Annotated in this window: 13 protein-coding genes and 5 pseudogenes; 10 read left to right on the forward strand and 8 right to left on the reverse strand. The window is 58.9% G+C overall.

Going from position 1 to position 17,020, the window contains the following annotated elements; all coding sequences use genetic code 11:
- Positions 1-153, forward strand: a pseudogene (locus ACOI1H_RS17800) (ParB N-terminal domain-containing protein); the annotation flags it as partial.
- A gap of 1,294 nt (positions 154-1,447) precedes the next feature.
- On the opposite strand, the pseudogene ACOI1H_RS17805 reads toward ACOI1H_RS17800, so the two are convergent.
- Positions 1,448-2,149 (reverse strand): annotated as a pseudogene (locus ACOI1H_RS17805) (ArdC family protein); the annotation flags it as partial.
- Positions 2,150-2,189: 40 nt separating this feature from the next.
- Positions 2,190-2,660 (reverse strand): annotated as a pseudogene (locus ACOI1H_RS17810) (hypothetical protein).
- 318 nt (positions 2,661-2,978) lie between these two features.
- Between ACOI1H_RS17810 and ACOI1H_RS17815 the strand changes: the two are divergent.
- Positions 2,979-3,329, forward strand: coding sequence for an MbcA/ParS/Xre antitoxin family protein (locus tag ACOI1H_RS17815; protein ID WP_422439185.1), 351 nt, complete (start codon positions 2,979-2,981; stop codon positions 3,327-3,329).
- Positions 3,329-3,841, forward strand: coding sequence for an RES family NAD+ phosphorylase (locus ACOI1H_RS17820; protein ID WP_422439186.1), 513 nt, complete (start codon positions 3,329-3,331; stop codon positions 3,839-3,841). The genes ACOI1H_RS17815 and ACOI1H_RS17820 overlap by 1 nt, the downstream gene beginning before the upstream one ends.
- A 163-nt stretch (positions 3,842-4,004) precedes the next feature.
- Here the strand turns inward: ACOI1H_RS17820 and ACOI1H_RS17825 are convergent, their stop codons facing one another.
- The 4 genes from ACOI1H_RS17825 to ACOI1H_RS17840 all read right to left on the reverse strand — a co-directional run bounded on the left by ACOI1H_RS17825 (position 4,005) and on the right by ACOI1H_RS17840 (position 8,683).
- Positions 4,005-5,054 carry a helix-turn-helix domain-containing protein gene (locus ACOI1H_RS17825; RefSeq protein ID WP_422439187.1) on the reverse strand — a complete coding sequence of 350 codons (1,050 nt, stop codon included), beginning with the start codon at positions 5,052-5,054 and terminating at the stop codon, positions 4,005-4,007.
- Positions 5,055-5,229: 175 nt separating this feature from the next.
- The gene (gene repB / locus ACOI1H_RS17830; RefSeq protein WP_422439188.1) at positions 5,230-6,324 is read right to left on the reverse strand and encodes a plasmid partitioning protein RepB; all 1,095 of its coding nucleotides are present in this window, start codon (positions 6,322-6,324) and stop codon (positions 5,230-5,232) included.
- On the reverse strand, positions 6,324-7,511 hold the full coding sequence (gene repA / locus ACOI1H_RS17835) for a plasmid partitioning protein RepA (RefSeq protein WP_019956879.1): 1,188 nt from the start codon (positions 7,509-7,511) through the stop codon (positions 6,324-6,326). The genes repB and repA overlap by 1 nt, the downstream gene beginning before the upstream one ends.
- Positions 7,512-7,798: 287 nt before the next feature.
- A complete protein-coding gene (locus ACOI1H_RS17840) occupies positions 7,799-8,683 on the reverse strand; it encodes a recombinase family protein (RefSeq protein WP_422439189.1) in 885 nt (294 codons plus the stop codon).
- 114 nt (positions 8,684-8,797) lie between these two features.
- On the opposite strand from ACOI1H_RS17840, the gene ACOI1H_RS17845 reads away from it, so the two are divergent.
- The gene (locus ACOI1H_RS17845) at positions 8,798-12,220 is read left to right on the forward strand and encodes an SNF2-related protein (RefSeq protein ID WP_422439190.1); all 3,423 of its coding nucleotides are present in this window, start codon (positions 8,798-8,800) and stop codon (positions 12,218-12,220) included.
- Positions 12,221-12,320: 100 nt separating this feature from the next.
- Here the strand turns inward: ACOI1H_RS17845 and ACOI1H_RS17850 are convergent, their stop codons facing one another.
- Positions 12,321-13,436 (reverse strand): tyrosine-type recombinase/integrase, encoded by a 1,116-nt coding sequence (locus ACOI1H_RS17850; RefSeq protein WP_422439191.1) that lies wholly within the window; start codon positions 13,434-13,436, stop codon positions 12,321-12,323.
- Between the two features lie 126 nt (positions 13,437-13,562).
- Here ACOI1H_RS17850 and ACOI1H_RS17855 point away from each other — a divergent pair, with 126 nt between their 5' ends.
- The 3 genes from ACOI1H_RS17855 to rpsU all read left to right on the forward strand — a co-directional run bounded on the left by ACOI1H_RS17855 (position 13,563) and on the right by rpsU (position 15,390).
- Positions 13,563-14,465, forward strand: coding sequence for a DUF1403 family protein (locus tag ACOI1H_RS17855; protein WP_422439192.1), 903 nt, complete (start codon positions 13,563-13,565; stop codon positions 14,463-14,465).
- 71 nt (positions 14,466-14,536) lie between these two features.
- The gene (scpB, locus tag ACOI1H_RS17860) at positions 14,537-15,058 is read left to right on the forward strand and encodes an SMC-Scp complex subunit ScpB (protein WP_422439195.1); all 522 of its coding nucleotides are present in this window, start codon (positions 14,537-14,539) and stop codon (positions 15,056-15,058) included.
- Positions 15,059-15,183: 125 nt separating this feature from the next.
- Positions 15,184-15,390, forward strand: coding sequence for a 30S ribosomal protein S21 (gene rpsU, locus ACOI1H_RS17865; protein ID WP_422439193.1), 207 nt, complete (start codon positions 15,184-15,186; stop codon positions 15,388-15,390).
- A 130-nt stretch (positions 15,391-15,520) separates the two neighbouring features.
- Here rpsU and ACOI1H_RS17870 read toward each other — a convergent pair whose 3' ends face one another.
- Entirely contained in the window at positions 15,521-15,784 is a 264-nt protein-coding gene (locus ACOI1H_RS17870; protein WP_422439196.1) for a GSU2403 family nucleotidyltransferase fold protein, read from the reverse strand.
- A gap of 28 nt (positions 15,785-15,812) precedes the next feature.
- On the opposite strand from ACOI1H_RS17870, the pseudogene ACOI1H_RS17875 reads away from it, so the two are divergent.
- The 3 genes and pseudogenes from ACOI1H_RS17875 to ACOI1H_RS17885 form a co-directional block, all read left to right on the forward strand.
- Positions 15,813-16,048: pseudogene (locus ACOI1H_RS17875) on the forward strand (transposase); the annotation flags it as partial.
- A 296-nt stretch (positions 16,049-16,344) separates the two neighbouring features.
- Positions 16,345-16,452: pseudogene (locus ACOI1H_RS17880) on the forward strand (IS5/IS1182 family transposase); the annotation flags it as partial.
- Between the two features lie 273 nt (positions 16,453-16,725).
- Positions 16,726-16,944, forward strand: a complete 219-nt coding sequence (locus tag ACOI1H_RS17885; protein ID WP_422439194.1) for a hypothetical protein — start codon at positions 16,726-16,728, stop codon at positions 16,942-16,944.
- The last annotated feature ends 76 nt before the right edge of the window (positions 16,945-17,020 follow it).

Below are 17,020 nucleotides of genomic sequence, written 5' to 3' on the forward strand. Positions count from 1 at the left end.
GCAGCCCTTGCCACGAATATTAGTAAGCATGGCCTCATTCAGAATCTGGCAGGCTTGCGCGATGGCAGCGGCAAAGTCGGGATCGTGGCAGGTGGACGCCGCTACCGCGCCTTGGCGGACGACCCCCGGTTTAAGACCGTCACCGTCCGCATGGCCCCCGATCAGGCGACCGCCGCGTTTTGGGCGACGAGCGAGAACGCGCAGCGCGAGGACTTGCACCCCGCAGACGAAATCCGCGACTTCGGCGCGATGGAGAAGCGCGGCGCGAAGGTCGCAGATATCGCCGTCGCTTATGGCGTGACCGAGAAGCACGTTTACCGCCGCTTGGCGCTGTCCAATCTGCCCGCCACGGTGCTGGACGCTTTGAAGGACGGCAGCGTGAGCCTGTCCCAAGCCGCCGCGTTCACGATCAGCGACGACGAAGCCCTGACCTTGGAGGTGTTGGCCCTTCACATGGAGCAAATCGCCAAAGGCTACGGCGGGTTGAACGATTACACCATCAAGACCCGCCTGAAACCCGGCAGCGTCAAAGGCACCGACCGCCGCGCTGTATTTGTCGGAGAGGCAGACTACAGGACCGCAGGAGGCCGCATCGGTGGCGACCTGTTTGCCGACGTGACCAACTTTGACGACCCCGCCATTCTGGACGAGGTTTTCGCCGCCAAGCTGACCCAGACCGCCGCCGACTATCCCGCAGCACATGGCTGGAAATGGGCCGAGGCGATCACCGACAGCTACATCAGCTATCAATTCGATAAAGACCGCAAATTCGGCAAGGTCTATCCCGTCGAAGGCGAACTGACCGAGGCCGAGACCGCGCGTTACGACGCACTGGCGGAACTGGCGAACGGCGATGCACTGGACGAAGACGGCGCAACTGAGCTGGACGAAGACGGCGCAACTGAGCTGGACGCCTTGCAGACCAAGATGGACGGCGACTTTACCGACGCGCAGCGGGCCACAGCCGGTGTCGTGATCTATGTCACCACCGATGGCAGCGTGAAGGTCGAGGCCGGGTTCATCAAGGGAGAGGACAAGGCCGCAGCAGTCGAAGCAGGTATCTTGCAGCTGTCACGCCATGCCGAGAAAGAGGATGTCCCCAAGTCGGCAATCTCTGACACCTTGCGCGGCGATCTGGACCGGATTGGCACCGGCGCACGGCAGAACGCGATGCTGGACGATCCGAAACTGGCGCTTCACCTTCTGGCCTTTCAGCTTTGCGGAGCCATGGGATACGAGCGCGCTTACGGCATTCGCATGGACGACGTGCCGAACGTCCCGACCACGGAAACAGGCTATGTGCTGGACAAACGCCTGACGGTTTCGGACACCGACGACCGCAGCCCGATCAACCGCGATCATGCCGCCGAATTTGCCAAGTTTCGCAAGCGGGGCGATGCAAAGATCATGGACCTGTTGAACCGCTATCTGGTCGCGCACCTTAATAGGTGTTGCCGAACTTCGAGAGCCCGATATCACGGTTCAGTCTATGGGGGGCTTTTGTGGCATGGGCCAGCTCATGCGCCCAGACCCCATAGAAATGTCGCGGGTCCTGAAACTTCTCGATAGAAGGCATGAAAACTTTATCGACGGGCGGCAGATAATAGGCCTCGCCGCCTGCGAATACCGTGGTGATGTCGATGGCCTCGAAGAATGTCTGCATATGCGGGATGGGCTCAGCGGGGGGATGTTCGGGCGCTGGCTCGGGGTCTGGGTAGAAGCTTTTGGGCAAACCCTCGATCTGGCAGGCGTTGAACACGCGGTAGGATTTCTGGAAGCGGAAGATGCGGGCCTACTCGGAGCGAGCATCGCCGTCGCTGCGGTCGTCCTCGCCGCCCGCGTCTTTCCGGCTTTGTCCGTAATAGACGACGACAGACGACTTTTCGCCCTTGCGGACCTTTGCGTCCAACGCATTGGCCTGCGGCAGCGTCATCCAGAAGGGTGAACTGTGACCCGCCATCACGGTGCGCATGGTCAGCAGGAAGTTGTTGACCCCCTGGTAGGGCTCACCGCCCACGCGCAGCGGTTTTGTGCTGCCGCCAGCGATCCAGGGCTTGCGCCACCGCAGGACGCCGCGCTCGATGATGCGGATGATTTCGTTTGTGATGACCTCGGAGGCATACAATTTGGGCGTGCGGGATCGGGCCATGGCTGGCGTCCTTTCGAGTGTTGGTGAGAGGGAATGGTGATCAGATTGACTGACGGGGCCGCGGATCGTTGAGGATCCTCGCGCCGAGCCCTTCGACCTTGTCTATCTAGGTGGTCAGCAAGACAGAACTTCCAGGACCGCAAGGTTCAGGGTCGACCGATCCGTCCTGTGTCAGGCGCGGTAGGTTCGCGAAGGCAATCACATCGGTGACGGGCCGGATATCGATGAACGGGGTCCCTCGTGCGACCGCAAGAGCGGTCAATGGAAAGCGCTCGATCGGCGCGAGAGTCTAAACGGTGGTGCAACCGAGATGGAGGAACGTCCCGCCCTCTCCGCAGATCTTATGCGTGTTTGGCAATGACGCCGCCTGCTTCAGATAGCCGAGATCGCGCAGGACAGTCTCGCGGTCGAGCCGCTGCGCCTGCCCCGTCTGGCCAGTTCGGCGTAGTTCCTTGCGTCGCCACCATGAGGCAGAGGTCGCGCGCAACACGCGCAAGACACCTGTTTGCATGGGAATGACCTTCATTAGGAAAGACAGACCGGAACCCGGCCCGGACCCGTCCGAGGGACCCCAAAGGCCCTCATCCGTCAGTCACTAAACCTGAAGGACACTTTCTCTTTTTGGCGGGCAGAACCGACAGGGCTGGCAGTTTCTTCAAATATACGTCTCAGGCAGTGCTCAAAGCACCAAGACCTGCGGCATTTTCCAAGATGTGCGCGTTGCCGGGACATGGATTCTTTGGGAGAAACGCGGAGAGCACTGTCGCTGACTTGATATTCAGTAAGATTGCCGCTATGTAACGTCAAAATGACCGTATGGAGTAACGCTATGCACATCACAAACTTTGCAGAGGGCGGACAGTTTGAACCGCGCAAGATCGCAGCAGTACTACGCACCTCGGCAGAGGAGATCGCAATGACGGTTGGTCTTGGCAAAGATGCCATGCAGCGGCGCAGCCGTATCAGCTCGGATAAGACACAGCGCCGTTTGCGCGAACTTGTCGAGGTGCTCAATAAGGTCGAGCCACGGTTCGGGTCGGAACTGATGGCTTATGCCTGGTATCGTTCAGAGCCGCTGCCCGGGTTTGACGGCCAGACCGCGATGCAGTTGGTACAGGACGGTAAGGCGCAGCAGGTTCTCGAATACATAGACGCGGTCGACGCAGGCGTCTTCGCCTGATGCCTCTTACGGCTGGACGCTATGCAGGTCCTCTCTATCGCGCCCTCAACCCGGTCTATGCGCGAGAACCTCTCTCCGGGCGTGGCGCTGAACTTTATGGAGGGCGCTTCAATGCGAAGGGCACCCCGGCTCTCTACACCGCGCTCGATCCAACCACAGCGTTGCGCGAAGCAAACCAGGTCGGAAGCCTGCAGCCCACGATGCTTGTGTCCTACGCTGCCGATCTTGGCCCTATTTTTGATACCCGAGACGCAGACGTCGTTGCACAATACGGCATGACAAAAGGCGCGCTCGCAGACCCTGGATGGCGCGCAAGGATGCTCGATGGGCAAACTGTTCCGACGCAAGACTTTGCCGCCAGTCTCATCACTGACGGCTTTGTGGGCCTTCTGATCCGAAGCTTTGCTAAGGGCACATCGGCGGTAGACAACAACATTGTGCTGTGGCGCTGGACTGGGGAAGGATGCAGACTTGACGTTGTGGATGACGAAGGCCGACTGTCCCGGATGTAAGAAAGCTTGCTTAGCGCGCCACCATCCTGATGTTCAAAAAGACTCGTGTCGATTCTCTGATCACCGTGGTGTTGACGCTTTTCCGTATGGAGGTTGCTAAGTGTCGCCGTCATTGGCTTCCTTGGTAGTGGTCGGTAATGCCCATCTCGTTGCAAGTCTGCCATCACATTCCTTGCCTCATCATTGCGTCCAGGTAGGCGTTGGTATTCCTCACATGCCCTGTGCTGGTCCTCAGAAGCATCTCGTCGAGTGCAAGAAGAAGCCGTCCTGGGCCGTGTTCTCTGAGATGTTTTAAGATTTTGTCTTGTCTTATTCTTAGCAACTTTCCTACGTCTGCCAATATCCTTACAACCGATTGATGGTCTCTTGGCTCATTGGGGAAAAACTCCGACACGTTTTTTAGGTCTTTCCAAGCCATAGTGGTTGGGTCTCGTTGTTCCCGGTAATCAGAGATGGTGTGAGCACTTATCGCATCCCTTTTTATATTCAATCTTGTGGGTTCTACGTGCCGGACATTTTGTCCGTCGTCGCCGGACATTTCGTCGATCATCAGTGCGTGAGCGTCGTGGTTTCCGGCCGGAAACTCTTTGATTTCTACTCCGGTCAACTCTGCCAATTTCTTGATGAGTTCTATGATCTCTTCGGCTTTCAGAGTGGCACGCCGTAGCATGTTGCGCACTTTTTGGAGAAACGAGACTGTCTCCTCATCCTTTGCTTGACGCAGAGCTTCGACACGAAGAGCCAGTGCCTCGGCCTTAAGTGACCGTAGCTTTTCCTGATCGTCCACAAGCTGTTCTGCGTGTTCGGTGAGCTCTCTTTCCCGTTCAAACATTGGCTGCAAATCGAAGCCAAACGCATCTCTGATCAATCCACCGTAGCGAAGAGGGAACCGCTTCCGGGTTGCGCTATCCCTGCGGTGGATCAGCCCCGCATCCACGAGGTGTCCGATACACCGCCGGATCGTTCTCTCGTTTAGGCCGTTCGTTCGCTCCGACAAGGATGCGTTTGAGGGGAAAACGATGGTCATTGAAGCCGTTTGTCCAGCCTTTTTCGGCATGAAGCTGATCAAGGCCTGAAGCGTTACTAGATCATTTGGTGTTAGCCCGAGTTCTTTGCGAAGCACTCGGATCGGTTCGATGACCCTGTAAGGGTTTGTACTGAGTACAGAAGATCGTTCCGCCAAGGCGGGGGTGTGAGAAAATACCTGTCTCATGATGATTTTGACAGAAAAAGCATCCCCGTTCACCGCGAACGGTGTTGAAATCGATTCGCCTTCGGGGTATCAATCAGGTGTCGAAGCTAATTGAGGCCCTTCGGAAGCGTTGCTTTCGGGGGGTCTTTCCTTTTCTGACGTGTCCTCCTTTCTGCTCTGTTTTTGTTGTCTTTGGTCACGTGTCCTCGACGTCAAGATCCTCCGATGTCGGGGCGGCCAAATTTGTAAAATCGTCAGGATCGCCACTTGTGGGCTTCGGCAGGACGGTTTGGGTCCTATCCACCTCGTTGGTGTCGATTGTGGCACCCATACCCGCATTCTTGTCCGCCGCTCGCGCGCCAGCCAAAGCCGCTAAAGCGGCCTTCGGGTTCTCTGATATCCATGCATGAAGTCCGTTTTCACTGCTCTTAACGGTAATGACCACGTTCCTTTTGGTGATCTTTACAGAGCCGTAGTCTGTCGCGATCGCTGAGAGGGAAGGAGGTTTTTGCCTCCGCATTATTACCTCAAAGGTGGCGAATCGCTCGTCCGAACCGTTCCCGGCATCTTTGAATTTCAAAATTTCTGCCGCGAAGTTCTGGTTTCCGGCCGGAAACCCGAGGCTTTCGTAGGATTTCGCAGCCGCATACCAGCGATCACGACCAACCCCCGAGGCAGGTCCAATTGCTTCTATGATCTCTATGGGAATGCAGGATGTCACTTGCTTCATCCGGGCGAGGCCGGTGAGCTTAGCCCCGCCGCGCCGCGCCTTCTGGTCGATATTCAGGGCATCACAGACCAATCCTTCATCTTTCCCGGAATCGAGGAGAGAACGTGCGAATAGGGCCTTTTCGATCCAGCTAAGGTCCTTGCGGAAGCTGTTTTCTTGTCCCTGAGCAAGAATAGCCTGATCTTCATCGAGGGATCTGATCAGGGCCTTTGCTGGCTTTCCGATCAGGCGAAGCGCTGCGAGACGTCTACGCCCGTAGATTACCCTGTATCGGCGTCCTGCCGGGCTGATGAGTATTGGGATTAGCTGGCCTTGTTTCTCGATACTCTCGGCTAGTTCCCGGATCTCTTGCTCGTCATCTAGTGAAAGACGATCCTTGAACTCAGAGTCATCGATCAGATCCGTACTGATCTCCTGAATGGAAGATTGTGCTGCATCTTGAAGGGAACGGGCCATGCCGGAAAGGGCAGGGGCTCTGGACTGGGCTTGGGTGGAGGAAAAGGAGGGATCTTCCACTTTTTCCTCGTCGTCAGGAATGTCGAATGTAACTTTGCGGGCCATTATTTGCGCCCCCATGCGGTCCCGATAAGACCTTCAACCTCGTCAACGACCCCGTTGATGGATTCAATTGCCCTATCATAGGTCTGCCGGTGAAAATCGGATCTAGCAATTTCGTAGAGCGTCTGTTGGGTAAGGCCCGCATCCGAAACAGCAGAAGACTTCAGGAATGGCTGTGTGAGTACATCATCGGTGAACATTGTCCGAAGAAAAGCTGCCATCTGTGTTTGGGGCCCGTCATTCGGCTCAAAGCGTGTGATCAGGAAGCGCATGAAGTCCCAGTCTGGAGAAGCACCTACATCTGCGATTGTTGCCATTAGGCTGGACGTGAGCTGCAGGAACTGCGCCATAGAGGCCACATCAAGCATGCTCGGGATGACAGTCACGATCAGCGAAGTTGATGCAACCAAGGCAGAGAGTGTCGTAAATCCGAGCTGGGGAGGACAGTCGATGACGACAACGTCGTAGTCGGCTTCGACCTCATTTATGCACAGGGCAAGCCTCTGATAGAACGGCGGACGGATGTTGTTCCGAAGGGCATGTGCAGTTTCTGTTTCGAACTCGGACAAAAGCAAACCGGCCGGTGCCAGGTCAAGATTGTGGAAGTATGTCTTGAGCAAAATATCTCGGAAAGGGACGGGATCCTCATAGCGAAGGGCATCATAGACGGTTCCTACTTCAGGAAAATCTAGCTCCGGCCGGAAACCGAACATGGTGGTCATGGATGCCTGAGGGTCTAGGTCAATTGCCATGACTCGGTATCCATCTAGGGCCAGTTTTTGTGCTAGATGAATTGCCGTTGTCGTCTTGCCCGCTCCGCCTTTGAAATTGGCGATGGAGATGATCTGGATTTGCTCCCCATCTCGGCGGCGAGGTACGATGTGATGGAACTTCGTGCTTGACGCTGCAATCTCATGACGGGCGATGTCGATTTGCTCTGCCGTGTAGAACCTACGGCCGCGGGCGTCTGTCTCGATCTCGCCTAGATTGAGCCTGTCTTCGAAGAACATCTTCCGCAGAAAGTCTTGGCTGACCCCAAGGACTTGGGCAACCTCTGTTGAACTGAAACGCCGCAAGGCCTTTCGCTCATCCGGTAGAAAGGACTTGCGCATGTTCACATCGAGCGACTTACTCAGACGTGTTGCCATGGCCTGGATCTTTTGATCCATTCGAATCCGCTGCTCGTTCATGCTCGTCTCGCTGCCCGTGTTTCGGGTCTAATTTGAGAAAGAACGCGAAACCGCCCGAAACTGATGGCTTGCGTTCTTCTGGAAAAATGTCACTAAAAGCCTTGACGGGCAAGAGATTTCTCGGACACGGCGGTCTCGCAGAAAAAATACATATAATACAATAGCTTAAGTCGCCGCCTCCCTGCGTCTCAACAACTGCTTGTGGTGCCATGAGCGTGGTGACCCAAGATATACGCGATAACCATAGGGACCTTTCTCTACTTCTGAGCGAATCTGATTCCTAAAGGTCACTCAAGCAACCCCAGTTTCTCGGCCCGCTCCAATAGCATCTTGACCGATGACGGCTGCCAGCTCGTGCGACCACGCGGGGTACGTTCGCGCATCTCCAGCAGCCGATCACAGATCGCCTGAAGGGTGACGTCTGGATCCGCGCCCTTGATGGCGGCGACGATGGCGGGCAGGCGGTCGTCAGTTTCGCGACGTCCGGCACGTTGCAGCACCTCTGCGGGTAAAAAACCATCCCGTACATAAGTCTTAACGGCGCGCAGCAGGCGGCTTTGCGTCCAGCGTCTGGCCTCGGGTAAGGGGCCATTGACGATGCGCAGCACGTCTTCCCAAGCCATGTCGGGGCGAAGGCGGCGCACATGGGGCACCCAATATTGCGCCGTCTCGTTCAGCCGCTCCATGTATGCGTCCTGTCGCGCGAGCCGCACCTTGCGAAGAGCGGCCGGATCCCTGGCTCGCAGCCCAGGGTTCCCGCCCACGCGGCCCTTGGTGCGCGCGCTGGTAAGCCCGGCCTTGGTGCGTTCCCGGATCAGGGCGCGCTCAAACTCCGCCGCAGCGCCCAGGACCTGCAGCGTGAACTTGCCCTGAGGGGATGCGGTATCGATCGGATCCTCAATCGAGCGAAAGAAAGCGCCTTTGGCCTCAAGCCGCTCGACCACCTCGAGTAGATGCGAAAGCGATCGCGCCAATCGGTCGATGCGCACCACTACCAGCGTGTCGCCCTTGCCAATCCGTTCCAGCACCCGCGCCAGTACTGGCCGCGCGCGATTTCCGCCAGAGGCCTGTTCTTCATGGATCTCGATGCAGCCTGCGGATTTAAGGGCCTGCGACTGGGGCAGGGGGGTCTGCTCCTCGGTCGAAACGCGGGCATAGCCGATTAAAGGCATCAAAACAGGTTTTTTGCAGTTTCAGGTAGCGCTAATAAACGACCGATTGATGGCGGAAAATCGTTTTCCGGCGTTTGGTGCCGCCTTTTTTGCAAGTTCCGCATAGGCCGCGTGATGGAAAACCATTATCCGGAAGGGGGCAAGGCAGACCTTTGGGCTGGGTCTGCGGGCGCATTGAGGTGTTGCATGGATTTACGGTTGAGGGATTATTTCGATGTTGTCACCCTGCAACGCGGGAAAGATTATGCCCGTCGCGGTCTGGTCGCGGCGGTCGAGCCTCTGCCGGACAGGAGAATCCGGGGGCGTGTGTTGAATGGGCGCGGAAAAAGCTACCAGCAGCAGATTACCCTGAGCAGCAGCTTTGTGGACGGGATTTGCTCTTGCCCGGTGGGGCATAATTGCAAGCACGTGGTCGCTGTTTTGATGAAATGGGCGGAGCGCGATAATAGCTCCCCGCAACTGGCATCGCCGGTGCGAGGCTGGCTGACCCGCGTCAAGCAGCAGCCGACGGCCTTGGAGCCGCCTGAGACACGTCCCGAGGATTATCCGGACAACGTTAAGGAACGTCTGCTTTTTATCCTGATCCCGAATGAACCAATAGTCAGGGTTGATATTTACAAGGGCCGTATCAATGCCGCTGGCACGGGCCTGAACAAGGCAATCCGGCGCTATGATGCGCTGCATGCCCTACGCAGCAACGCGGCGGCGAAATTCATCCGACCGATCGATCTGGAGCTTCTTTCGGAACTGGCGCAGACGCGACTGTGGCAGACGCATTACAGCTACAGCTTGCCTGAAGAGTTCAGACCTATGGGCCGCGATGTCTTGGCGCTGATCCGGCGCTTGTGCGACACGGGTCGCTTCCTTCATGACAATGCGCCGGATGCGGAGCTGAGCTGGTCAGAAGCGTGTCCAGAGGCCAGACTGGCCTGGCGCTTGGCGGCGGACGGGCATCAGAGCCTGGGATTTGAGGACGCAGACGGCAGACAGTTGGAGTTGAGGGCGCTGGACGGGGCAGCGCTATGGGTGAACACCGCGCGTGGGCAGATCGGGGCGCTGGCACAGCCAGTGCAGATTGAGGCCCTGCAGCTTGTCCAAAGCGCTCCCCAAGTCGCGCCCGATGAGGCGGCGGCTCTGGCTGCGGAAATGCCCGCCACGCTCGCAGGGCTGGCCTTGCCGCCGCCGCATGTGGCGCGACAGATACGGCGCGCTGCCCATAATCGCATCGCTCGTCTGACGCTTGGAGCGGAGCGCGCGCGTGACGGCTATAGGCGTTGGGACAGCGTTTCTGTCACTCTGCCAACGCTGACATTGCGCTTTGTCTATGACGGGCAGGAGGTTTGGGAAGGCGACGGCGACCCCCGGGTCGTTGAAGACAACGAGGTTGTAACGCTGACGCGCGATCATCAATGGGAAGCTGCTTGCGTCATCCGGCTGATGGATGCAGGGGCGATACCCGTTGACAAGATGGACTATCTTTTGCCGAGCGATCGAATGCTGCAATGCGATTTCGTCTTCGCTGAGGAGGAGATGGGCGCAAAGAGCATGCACCTCCCGACTTCGCGCGATGGCCTCGAGTTTGCGTTTCGAACGCTGCCCGAGTTGCGGACCGAAGGTTGGGATATCATCGAAACATCAAAATGGCCCTTCCGTTTGAGCGATGAAGCCGCCGCGCTGACAGTTGCAACACAGGCTGAGGCGGGCGACGCATTCCAGGGCAATGATTGGTTCTCGTTGGGATTTCAGGCCGAGATCGGCGGCAAAGCAGTGGATGTTGCACCGCTGATCGCGGCCTTTCTTGAACAGGTGCGTGATGAATGGGACGTCGTGCCAGACATCGACGTCCTGTCGCAGCATCTCTCTAACAGACCGGTTTACCTGAACCGGGGCAAGGCAGGCTACGTTCCGCTGGATCTCAGTCCGCTGGCGCCCCTACTCCATCTGGTGCTGACGCATTATGCCGAGTTGGGCGCGCTGCACCCGTCGGATGCCGATATCGCGCGGTTGGCAGAAGAGGCGCTGGCAGGCAGCTCGGTACGGTTCGCTGACAACGCCGGGATCATCCCACTGGCCCGCAGCCTGAAGGCCTTGGCGGAGGCCGAGTGTTTCGCTCCTCCAAAGGGATTGCGCGCGCAGTTGCGCTCGTATCAGGCCTATGGCTCCACTTGGATGGGCAGTTTGCTCGAAGCCGGGTTCGGCGGAGTTCTGGCGGATGATATGGGGCTGGGCAAGACACTTCAGGCGTTAACCCTCTTGCAGGCACGTTGCGAAGCAGGTGCAGTCGGTCCGACGCTTCTGATCGTACCGACCAGCCTGCTGCATGGCTGGCAGATGCAGGCTGCGCAATTCACACCGGATCTTCGCCTTGTGGTCCTGCACGGCACAGACCGTGCGGCGTTGCGCGAGGAAGCTCTGCGCGCCGATCTGGTCGTCACTACCTATCCGTTGCTGGCGCGTGATCAAGACTGGCTGACAGCGACAGATTGGCCTCTGGTGATCCTCGACGAAGCGCAAACCCTCAAGAACCCTGCCTCGCAAATGGCCAAGAGCCTGCGCAACATTCCTGCCAAGGGACGGCTGGCGCTGACCGGCACGCCACTGGAAAACTCGCTGCAAGACCTGTGGACGCTGATCGACTGGGTTAATCCGGGCCTTCTGGGGGACCGGAAAGGGTTTCAAAAACTGTTTAGGACCCCGATTGAAAAGCATGGTGATGCGGCTGCACAATCGCGTCTGAACCGTCGACTCCGGCCCTTCATGTTGCGCCGCACCAAAGAGCAGGTCGCAACCGAGCTACCTCCCAAGACCGAAATCCTGGAACGGGTGGATTTGTCAAAGGCGCAGCAAGCGCTTTATGAAACCGTACGCAGCACCATGGATGCCCGTGTGCGCGAGGCGATCAGCGCCCGTGGTCTGGCCGCAGCGCGAATTACCGTGCTCGACGCGCTGCTCAAGCTTAGGCAGGTGTGCTGCGACCCGGCGTTGGTCAAGACTGACGCGGCGCGCGCGGTGACGGACAGCGCAAAACGGGCGCGATTGCGTGAGTTGTTGGCCGAACTGGTGGCCGAGGGCCGCCGCGTTTTGGTGTTTTCGCAATTCGTTGAAATGCTGCGTCTGATCGAAGCGGATCTGGCCGCCGTCGGCATGCCCCATCTGACGTTGACGGGCCAGACGCAAAACCGTGCCGATGTACTGGAACGCTTTGCAAAAGGCACCGCACCGGTTTTCCTGCTCAGCCTGAAAGCGGGTGGTCTCGGGCTGACCCTCACAGAGGCGGATACGGTGATCCTCTATGACCCATGGTGGAACCCGGCGGTGGAGCGTCAGGCCATGGACCGCGCCCACCGCATAGGTCAGACGAGACCGGTATTCGTGCATCGTCTGGTCGCCGCAGGCACGGTAGAGGAAAAGATACTCGACATGCAGGCGCGCAAACAGGCACTGGCCGATGCCTTGTTCGACAAGGATGTGGCACAGAATAGCCTGTTGCTGGACGAGGCGACATTGCAAGATCTGTTTGCGCCGCTTGGGACGTGACAAGGTCCCATTGCCTCCACCCTGCGCCAAAGCACGCGAAAGAAATTCCGGCTTGAGGTGTTGTCGACCAAGCCTGGCCAACGCGCGGAAGGGCAGGGGGCTACAATCCTGCGGCCCTGGTCAGGTTTACCCGGAACCTGTCGCGGCGACGCTGGTAGCGACGGGTCATCTCCGCTGAGGCATGCCCGAGCTGCTTTTGCACATAGCGTTCGTCGACTTCCGCGGAGCTGGCCAGACCGGCGCGCAAGGAGTGGCCGGAAAACAGCGCCAGCCGGTCTTTCTCTGGCAGCTCCGACCGGATTCCGGCATCGAGGACCGTTCGCTTGATCAGCCGCGCAATGTGCTTGTCATTCAACCTTTTCTCAAGTGCGCGCTTGCCGTCGCGAGACGTGCGCACGAAGACCGGGCCGAAGTCGATCTTCGCAAAATGCAGCCAGTGCTCCAGCGCGTGCACCGGGCAGGTCTGGTCAGACGAGCCGCGCCCGATCTCGACCTCGCGCCAGCCGGTCTTGGCGTTCAGGACGAGCAGCGCGCCTTTGTCAAATACGTCGAACCAGCCGCCGCTGTCCGGTGTGTCGTCCTTGTGGACATCGATGCTGACGATCTCGGAGCGGCGCAGGCCGCCGGCGTATCCCAGCAGCAGGATCGCCCGATCCCGCAGGCCGCGCAGGTCGAAGGGCAGGGCGGCCACCATCGCGAGGATATCCTCGGCCAGGATCGCTTCCTTCTGCACGGGTGGGCGCGCGTGACGGCGTTTGATCCCAGCCAGCACCGTGGCGATGTGGCGGGTCTTGCGGTCGAGGGCAAAGCCGCGTTGCGCGTAGTTCCAGGCCAGCCCCGAGAGACGGCGCTCGATCGTGCTGACCGCCAGCGCAGGGGAGCCGCCCGAACCCGACGCGAGGTCCGCGAGGTAAAGCCCGATCATCTCTGGGGAGGGCGGCTGGGGGTCAGTGCCGCACTGGTCGTACCAGCCTTTCAGCCGGCACCAGCGGGTGAATTGCGCCCAGTCCTGCGCATAGGCCTTCCGCGTGTTGTCGGAGGCCGCGGCGCGCGCATAGTCGCGCGCGGTGTCGACCAGCCGGTCGAGCCTGCCGGAGCCGGCCACAAAGGACGGCAGGCTCAAGGCATCATCCTCTGGGCGATCTCTCTCGTCGTCTTCCTTGCGGGAAGGCCCGTTTGGCCGTCGTGAGCGCGATTTCTGGGTATTTTCTGACATGTCGCTGAGCCTACTCTTTTTACGTCCGATAATGCAAACTTATTGGACATAGCAGAGAGCTGCAAGCTGCGGCGGTTGTATGCGAATTTGATAGCCCTAAGCGCCGCCAATGGCTAAGCTATTTCCATGTTATCGTCCCGCATCCCACCTGAAAACTCGCCCTCGTTCCCGCGCCGCCTGCCGGCCTGGATCTCCTCTGCGCGGGCAGAGACCGCTGAAGATGCGGCCTTTCTGACTGGCGCGGCGCTCAGTGCGCTGCAGGTGGTGCTGGTGCAGCCTGACGTGCCGCATGCGTTGCTGCGGGAGCGCCGCGCACTTGCGGCGGCTGAGGCCAGTGTGATCCGCGCCGGGCGCCTGGAGCGCGCAGCCAATCTGCGCGATGAGGTGCACCTGCTGCGGCCCGGCGATCAGACTGGTCCGGCCGGCGCGGTATTTGCGCTGTGGCGGCAGGCCGTCGCAAGGCCGATTTCGGTGGGGACCCTACACGCCGTTCTGCCGGGGATCGCGGCCCCCGACATTGCGACCTGGCTGGACGCGGGGCAGGGCGCGCCGGTGGCCCGGGCCTGCGCCGTGTTTGAGGCTGTCAGGACGGTGCACCCCCGTGCCGAAGAGGCTGCGCTGATCCTGGCCGACGCTGTGCTGGCGCAGGCGATGGGAGGCAATACGATCATGCCGCTGCTCGGGGCGCATCTCACGGCGCGGGATCTGCGCACATCCGGTGCCGATCTCAGGGGGGCGGGGTATGCGGCGGTGCGCAAGGCGGCCGCGGAGACACTGGCGCTGTCGCAGGATCTGCGGGACCGCGCAGCGCAGCTGAAAGCCGTCGCGCCACAGCTCCGGGCGAAAGGCGCTGCGGCCGCGGTGGATCTGTTTTTGAGCCGCGATGCCCTCTCACCTTCCCTCGGCTTGACCAGTTCCGGGGTGGGGATGTCAGACCGCGCCGCGCGGCGCCTCTGTGACCGGCTCGTGGCGTTGAATGTGGTCCGCGAGCTCAGCGGCCGCGACACCTTTCGACTCTATGGCCTCTAATCGTGACTGATTTATCTGACTTTGACCGGGAACTTGAGGACCTGCCGACCGCCCTGCGCTGGCGGGAGTGGATGCGCCGGATCGAAGCCGTGCTCTTTGCGACAGCATCACCGGTCTCGCGTGCAAACCTGGCCCGGGTCGTCGGGCAGGGGGTGTCCGTCGATCTGCTGATCGATGACCTTGCCGCTGATCTGGCAGACCGGCCCTATGACATCGCCCGTGTCGCGGACGGTTGGATGCTGCGCACGCGCGCTGGCTACAGCGATGTTATTCGGGCCGCAGCCGATGTCGGGGGGCAAGGCTTGGACCTGAATGACTTCGACGTCGCGGTGCTCGCAGCGGTCGCCTATCATCAACCGATCACCCGTGACGGGCTGAAGGACATCTTTGGCAAAGAGATCAGCCGCGATCTGATCGGACGGCTGCATGCGCAGGATCTGATCGCAACCGGGCCGCGGGCCCCGCGGCGCGGCGCGCCCTATACCTTCGTGACGACAGAGCAGTTTTTGGTGCACTTCGGCTTGGAAAGCCTGCGCGATTTGCCAGATGCTGAGCAGTTGGCGGACGCTGGAATTGGACCCGAGGAGCCTTAATCGGGACTGTAAGTGATGAACTCTGGCGCAGTGATTCCAGAGTGCTGGACAGGTTTGTGCCGCCACGATATGCGACATGGGCGTCTACAGTGTCGCTATTCAATTTTGAGAGATGCCGAAGTCCTATGCAAGTTAGTGTTCGTGATAACAACGTCGATCAGGCGTTGCGTGCTCTCAAGAAAAAGCTTCAGCGTGAAGGCGTTTTCCGCGAAATGCGGCTCAAAGAACATTTTGAAAAGCCCTCCATACGCAAAGCACGTGAGAAGGCTGAAGGCATTAGCCGCCAGCGTAAGCTTGCGCGTAAAATGGCCGAGCGTGAGGGGCTGCTGTAAGACAGCAGTCCATGGAACTTGGCCATTAAATCCGATGGGCTCACATGCAGTCTTTTCCGACTTGTCGGCACTGCGATAGATAAAGTGCTATTTCTTGCCCGGTGACAGGTACCTCTGTCAGGCCGCCTGATCATGCAGGTTTGCTGAGTATCTCCGCGGTGTCAGGCATGTGCGCCAGGCTCGCACTGATCCGTTGTCGCCAGCGAGGACCGCGCGACACAGCATCTTCCAGCGCATCTGCGAGATCGCCAGGCCGATCTGCGGCCAAGATGGAAATCAGAAATGCGGCTTGACCGCGATCCTTTCGCGCCTCCGCTTGATCGGGCCCACCATGACGCCGATCGCCGACGATCAATTTATGAAGGGCAAACCGCTCGGGGTGCCGAATTTGCACCAAGACGCCCGACCGGTAGAGCGCAACAGCGCCGTCTTCGACCAAGAACGAGGCGAAGGCGCGCGATCCCGAGATGTCATCGACGAAGAAGGGCAACGAGTGGTTCTTCGGGATGAAGGCGCATGTCGGGCGTCGATGCGCAGAACGGTATCGCGCACAGCCTCGACACCACCGCGGCCAAGGTGCACGACAGCTAGGTTTGGGACGAACTGATGCACGGTGATGAAACGTCGGTTTGGGCCGACAAGGGCTATGTGAGCGCCGCACGCGAGGCTGCGTTCTCCGGGCCCGACAAGTTCTAAGGCGTCATGCGCAAGGCACCGAAAGGGGGCGCGCTTCATACCATCGACGACGACATCAACCGGATCATCGCCAAGGTGCGGGCGCGGGTTGAACATCCGTTCAGCGTGCCCAAGCGCCAGGTTGGTATCAGTGTTGCGCCGTCAAAGTCCGAACGTAAGGCTATCGCTACACCCATGGTCAAATCCTCCCAGACCCACCACCATAGATTCAGATTTTACCCGCTTTGGGAATCCTCCTCGAGAGTCAGGCTTTACGCCGGTTGGTATAAGACCCGCTATCGTGGACCTGCGAAGAACCGGGCTCAGTTCTTCACGCTGTTCGCGCTCGGCAACCTGTTCCTCGTCCGACGAAAACTGATGGAATGAGGTGGAGTCTGCCCAAAATCAGGTGTTGGGCGCCTCAGGACGGCAAATTTTGGCGTTTTGCGCAAAATCGCGCCCCTCCCGCACAATCAAAGCCTGATTGCTTCGAAACCGGCGCAGCGGAAGCGGTAGATCAGACGTTCCTAAAGTTATTGAATGAACAAAACAGAGATCAATAATTTCGGTTTTCTCAAAAAAATCCTTTGAGCTTCTAAGATCGTATCAATGTAATTGTAGAGAGGCAGTGAAGCCCTCAAGCAAAAGGAAGATACGAATATGAAAGCTTTGAACTTAGATACTGTTTGCAAGATCGCTTATCCTTTTTCGGAGAACAACTACCACGATGTCGCCGCACTTATTGCAACACTCGGATTGGCAGGAACTCTGAGTGAGGATGCTATCTTAATGCGTATTCCGGAGCATGCGCCCACTCATTCCGACAACATGCGCCCACCTGTTCCGGGGTATCCGCCCACCGGTGACGCGTTGCCGTGAGGCAGTGTGTTTCGGGTATCAGGTCTGAGGCGTTTCGTCATCCATTTTGGCGATGGTTTTCCGCATGGACTGCCCT

The sequence above is a fragment of the Loktanella sp. DJP18 genome, assembly GCF_049310965.1.
Classification (GTDB): domain Bacteria; phylum Pseudomonadota; class Alphaproteobacteria; order Rhodobacterales; family Rhodobacteraceae; genus Loktanella.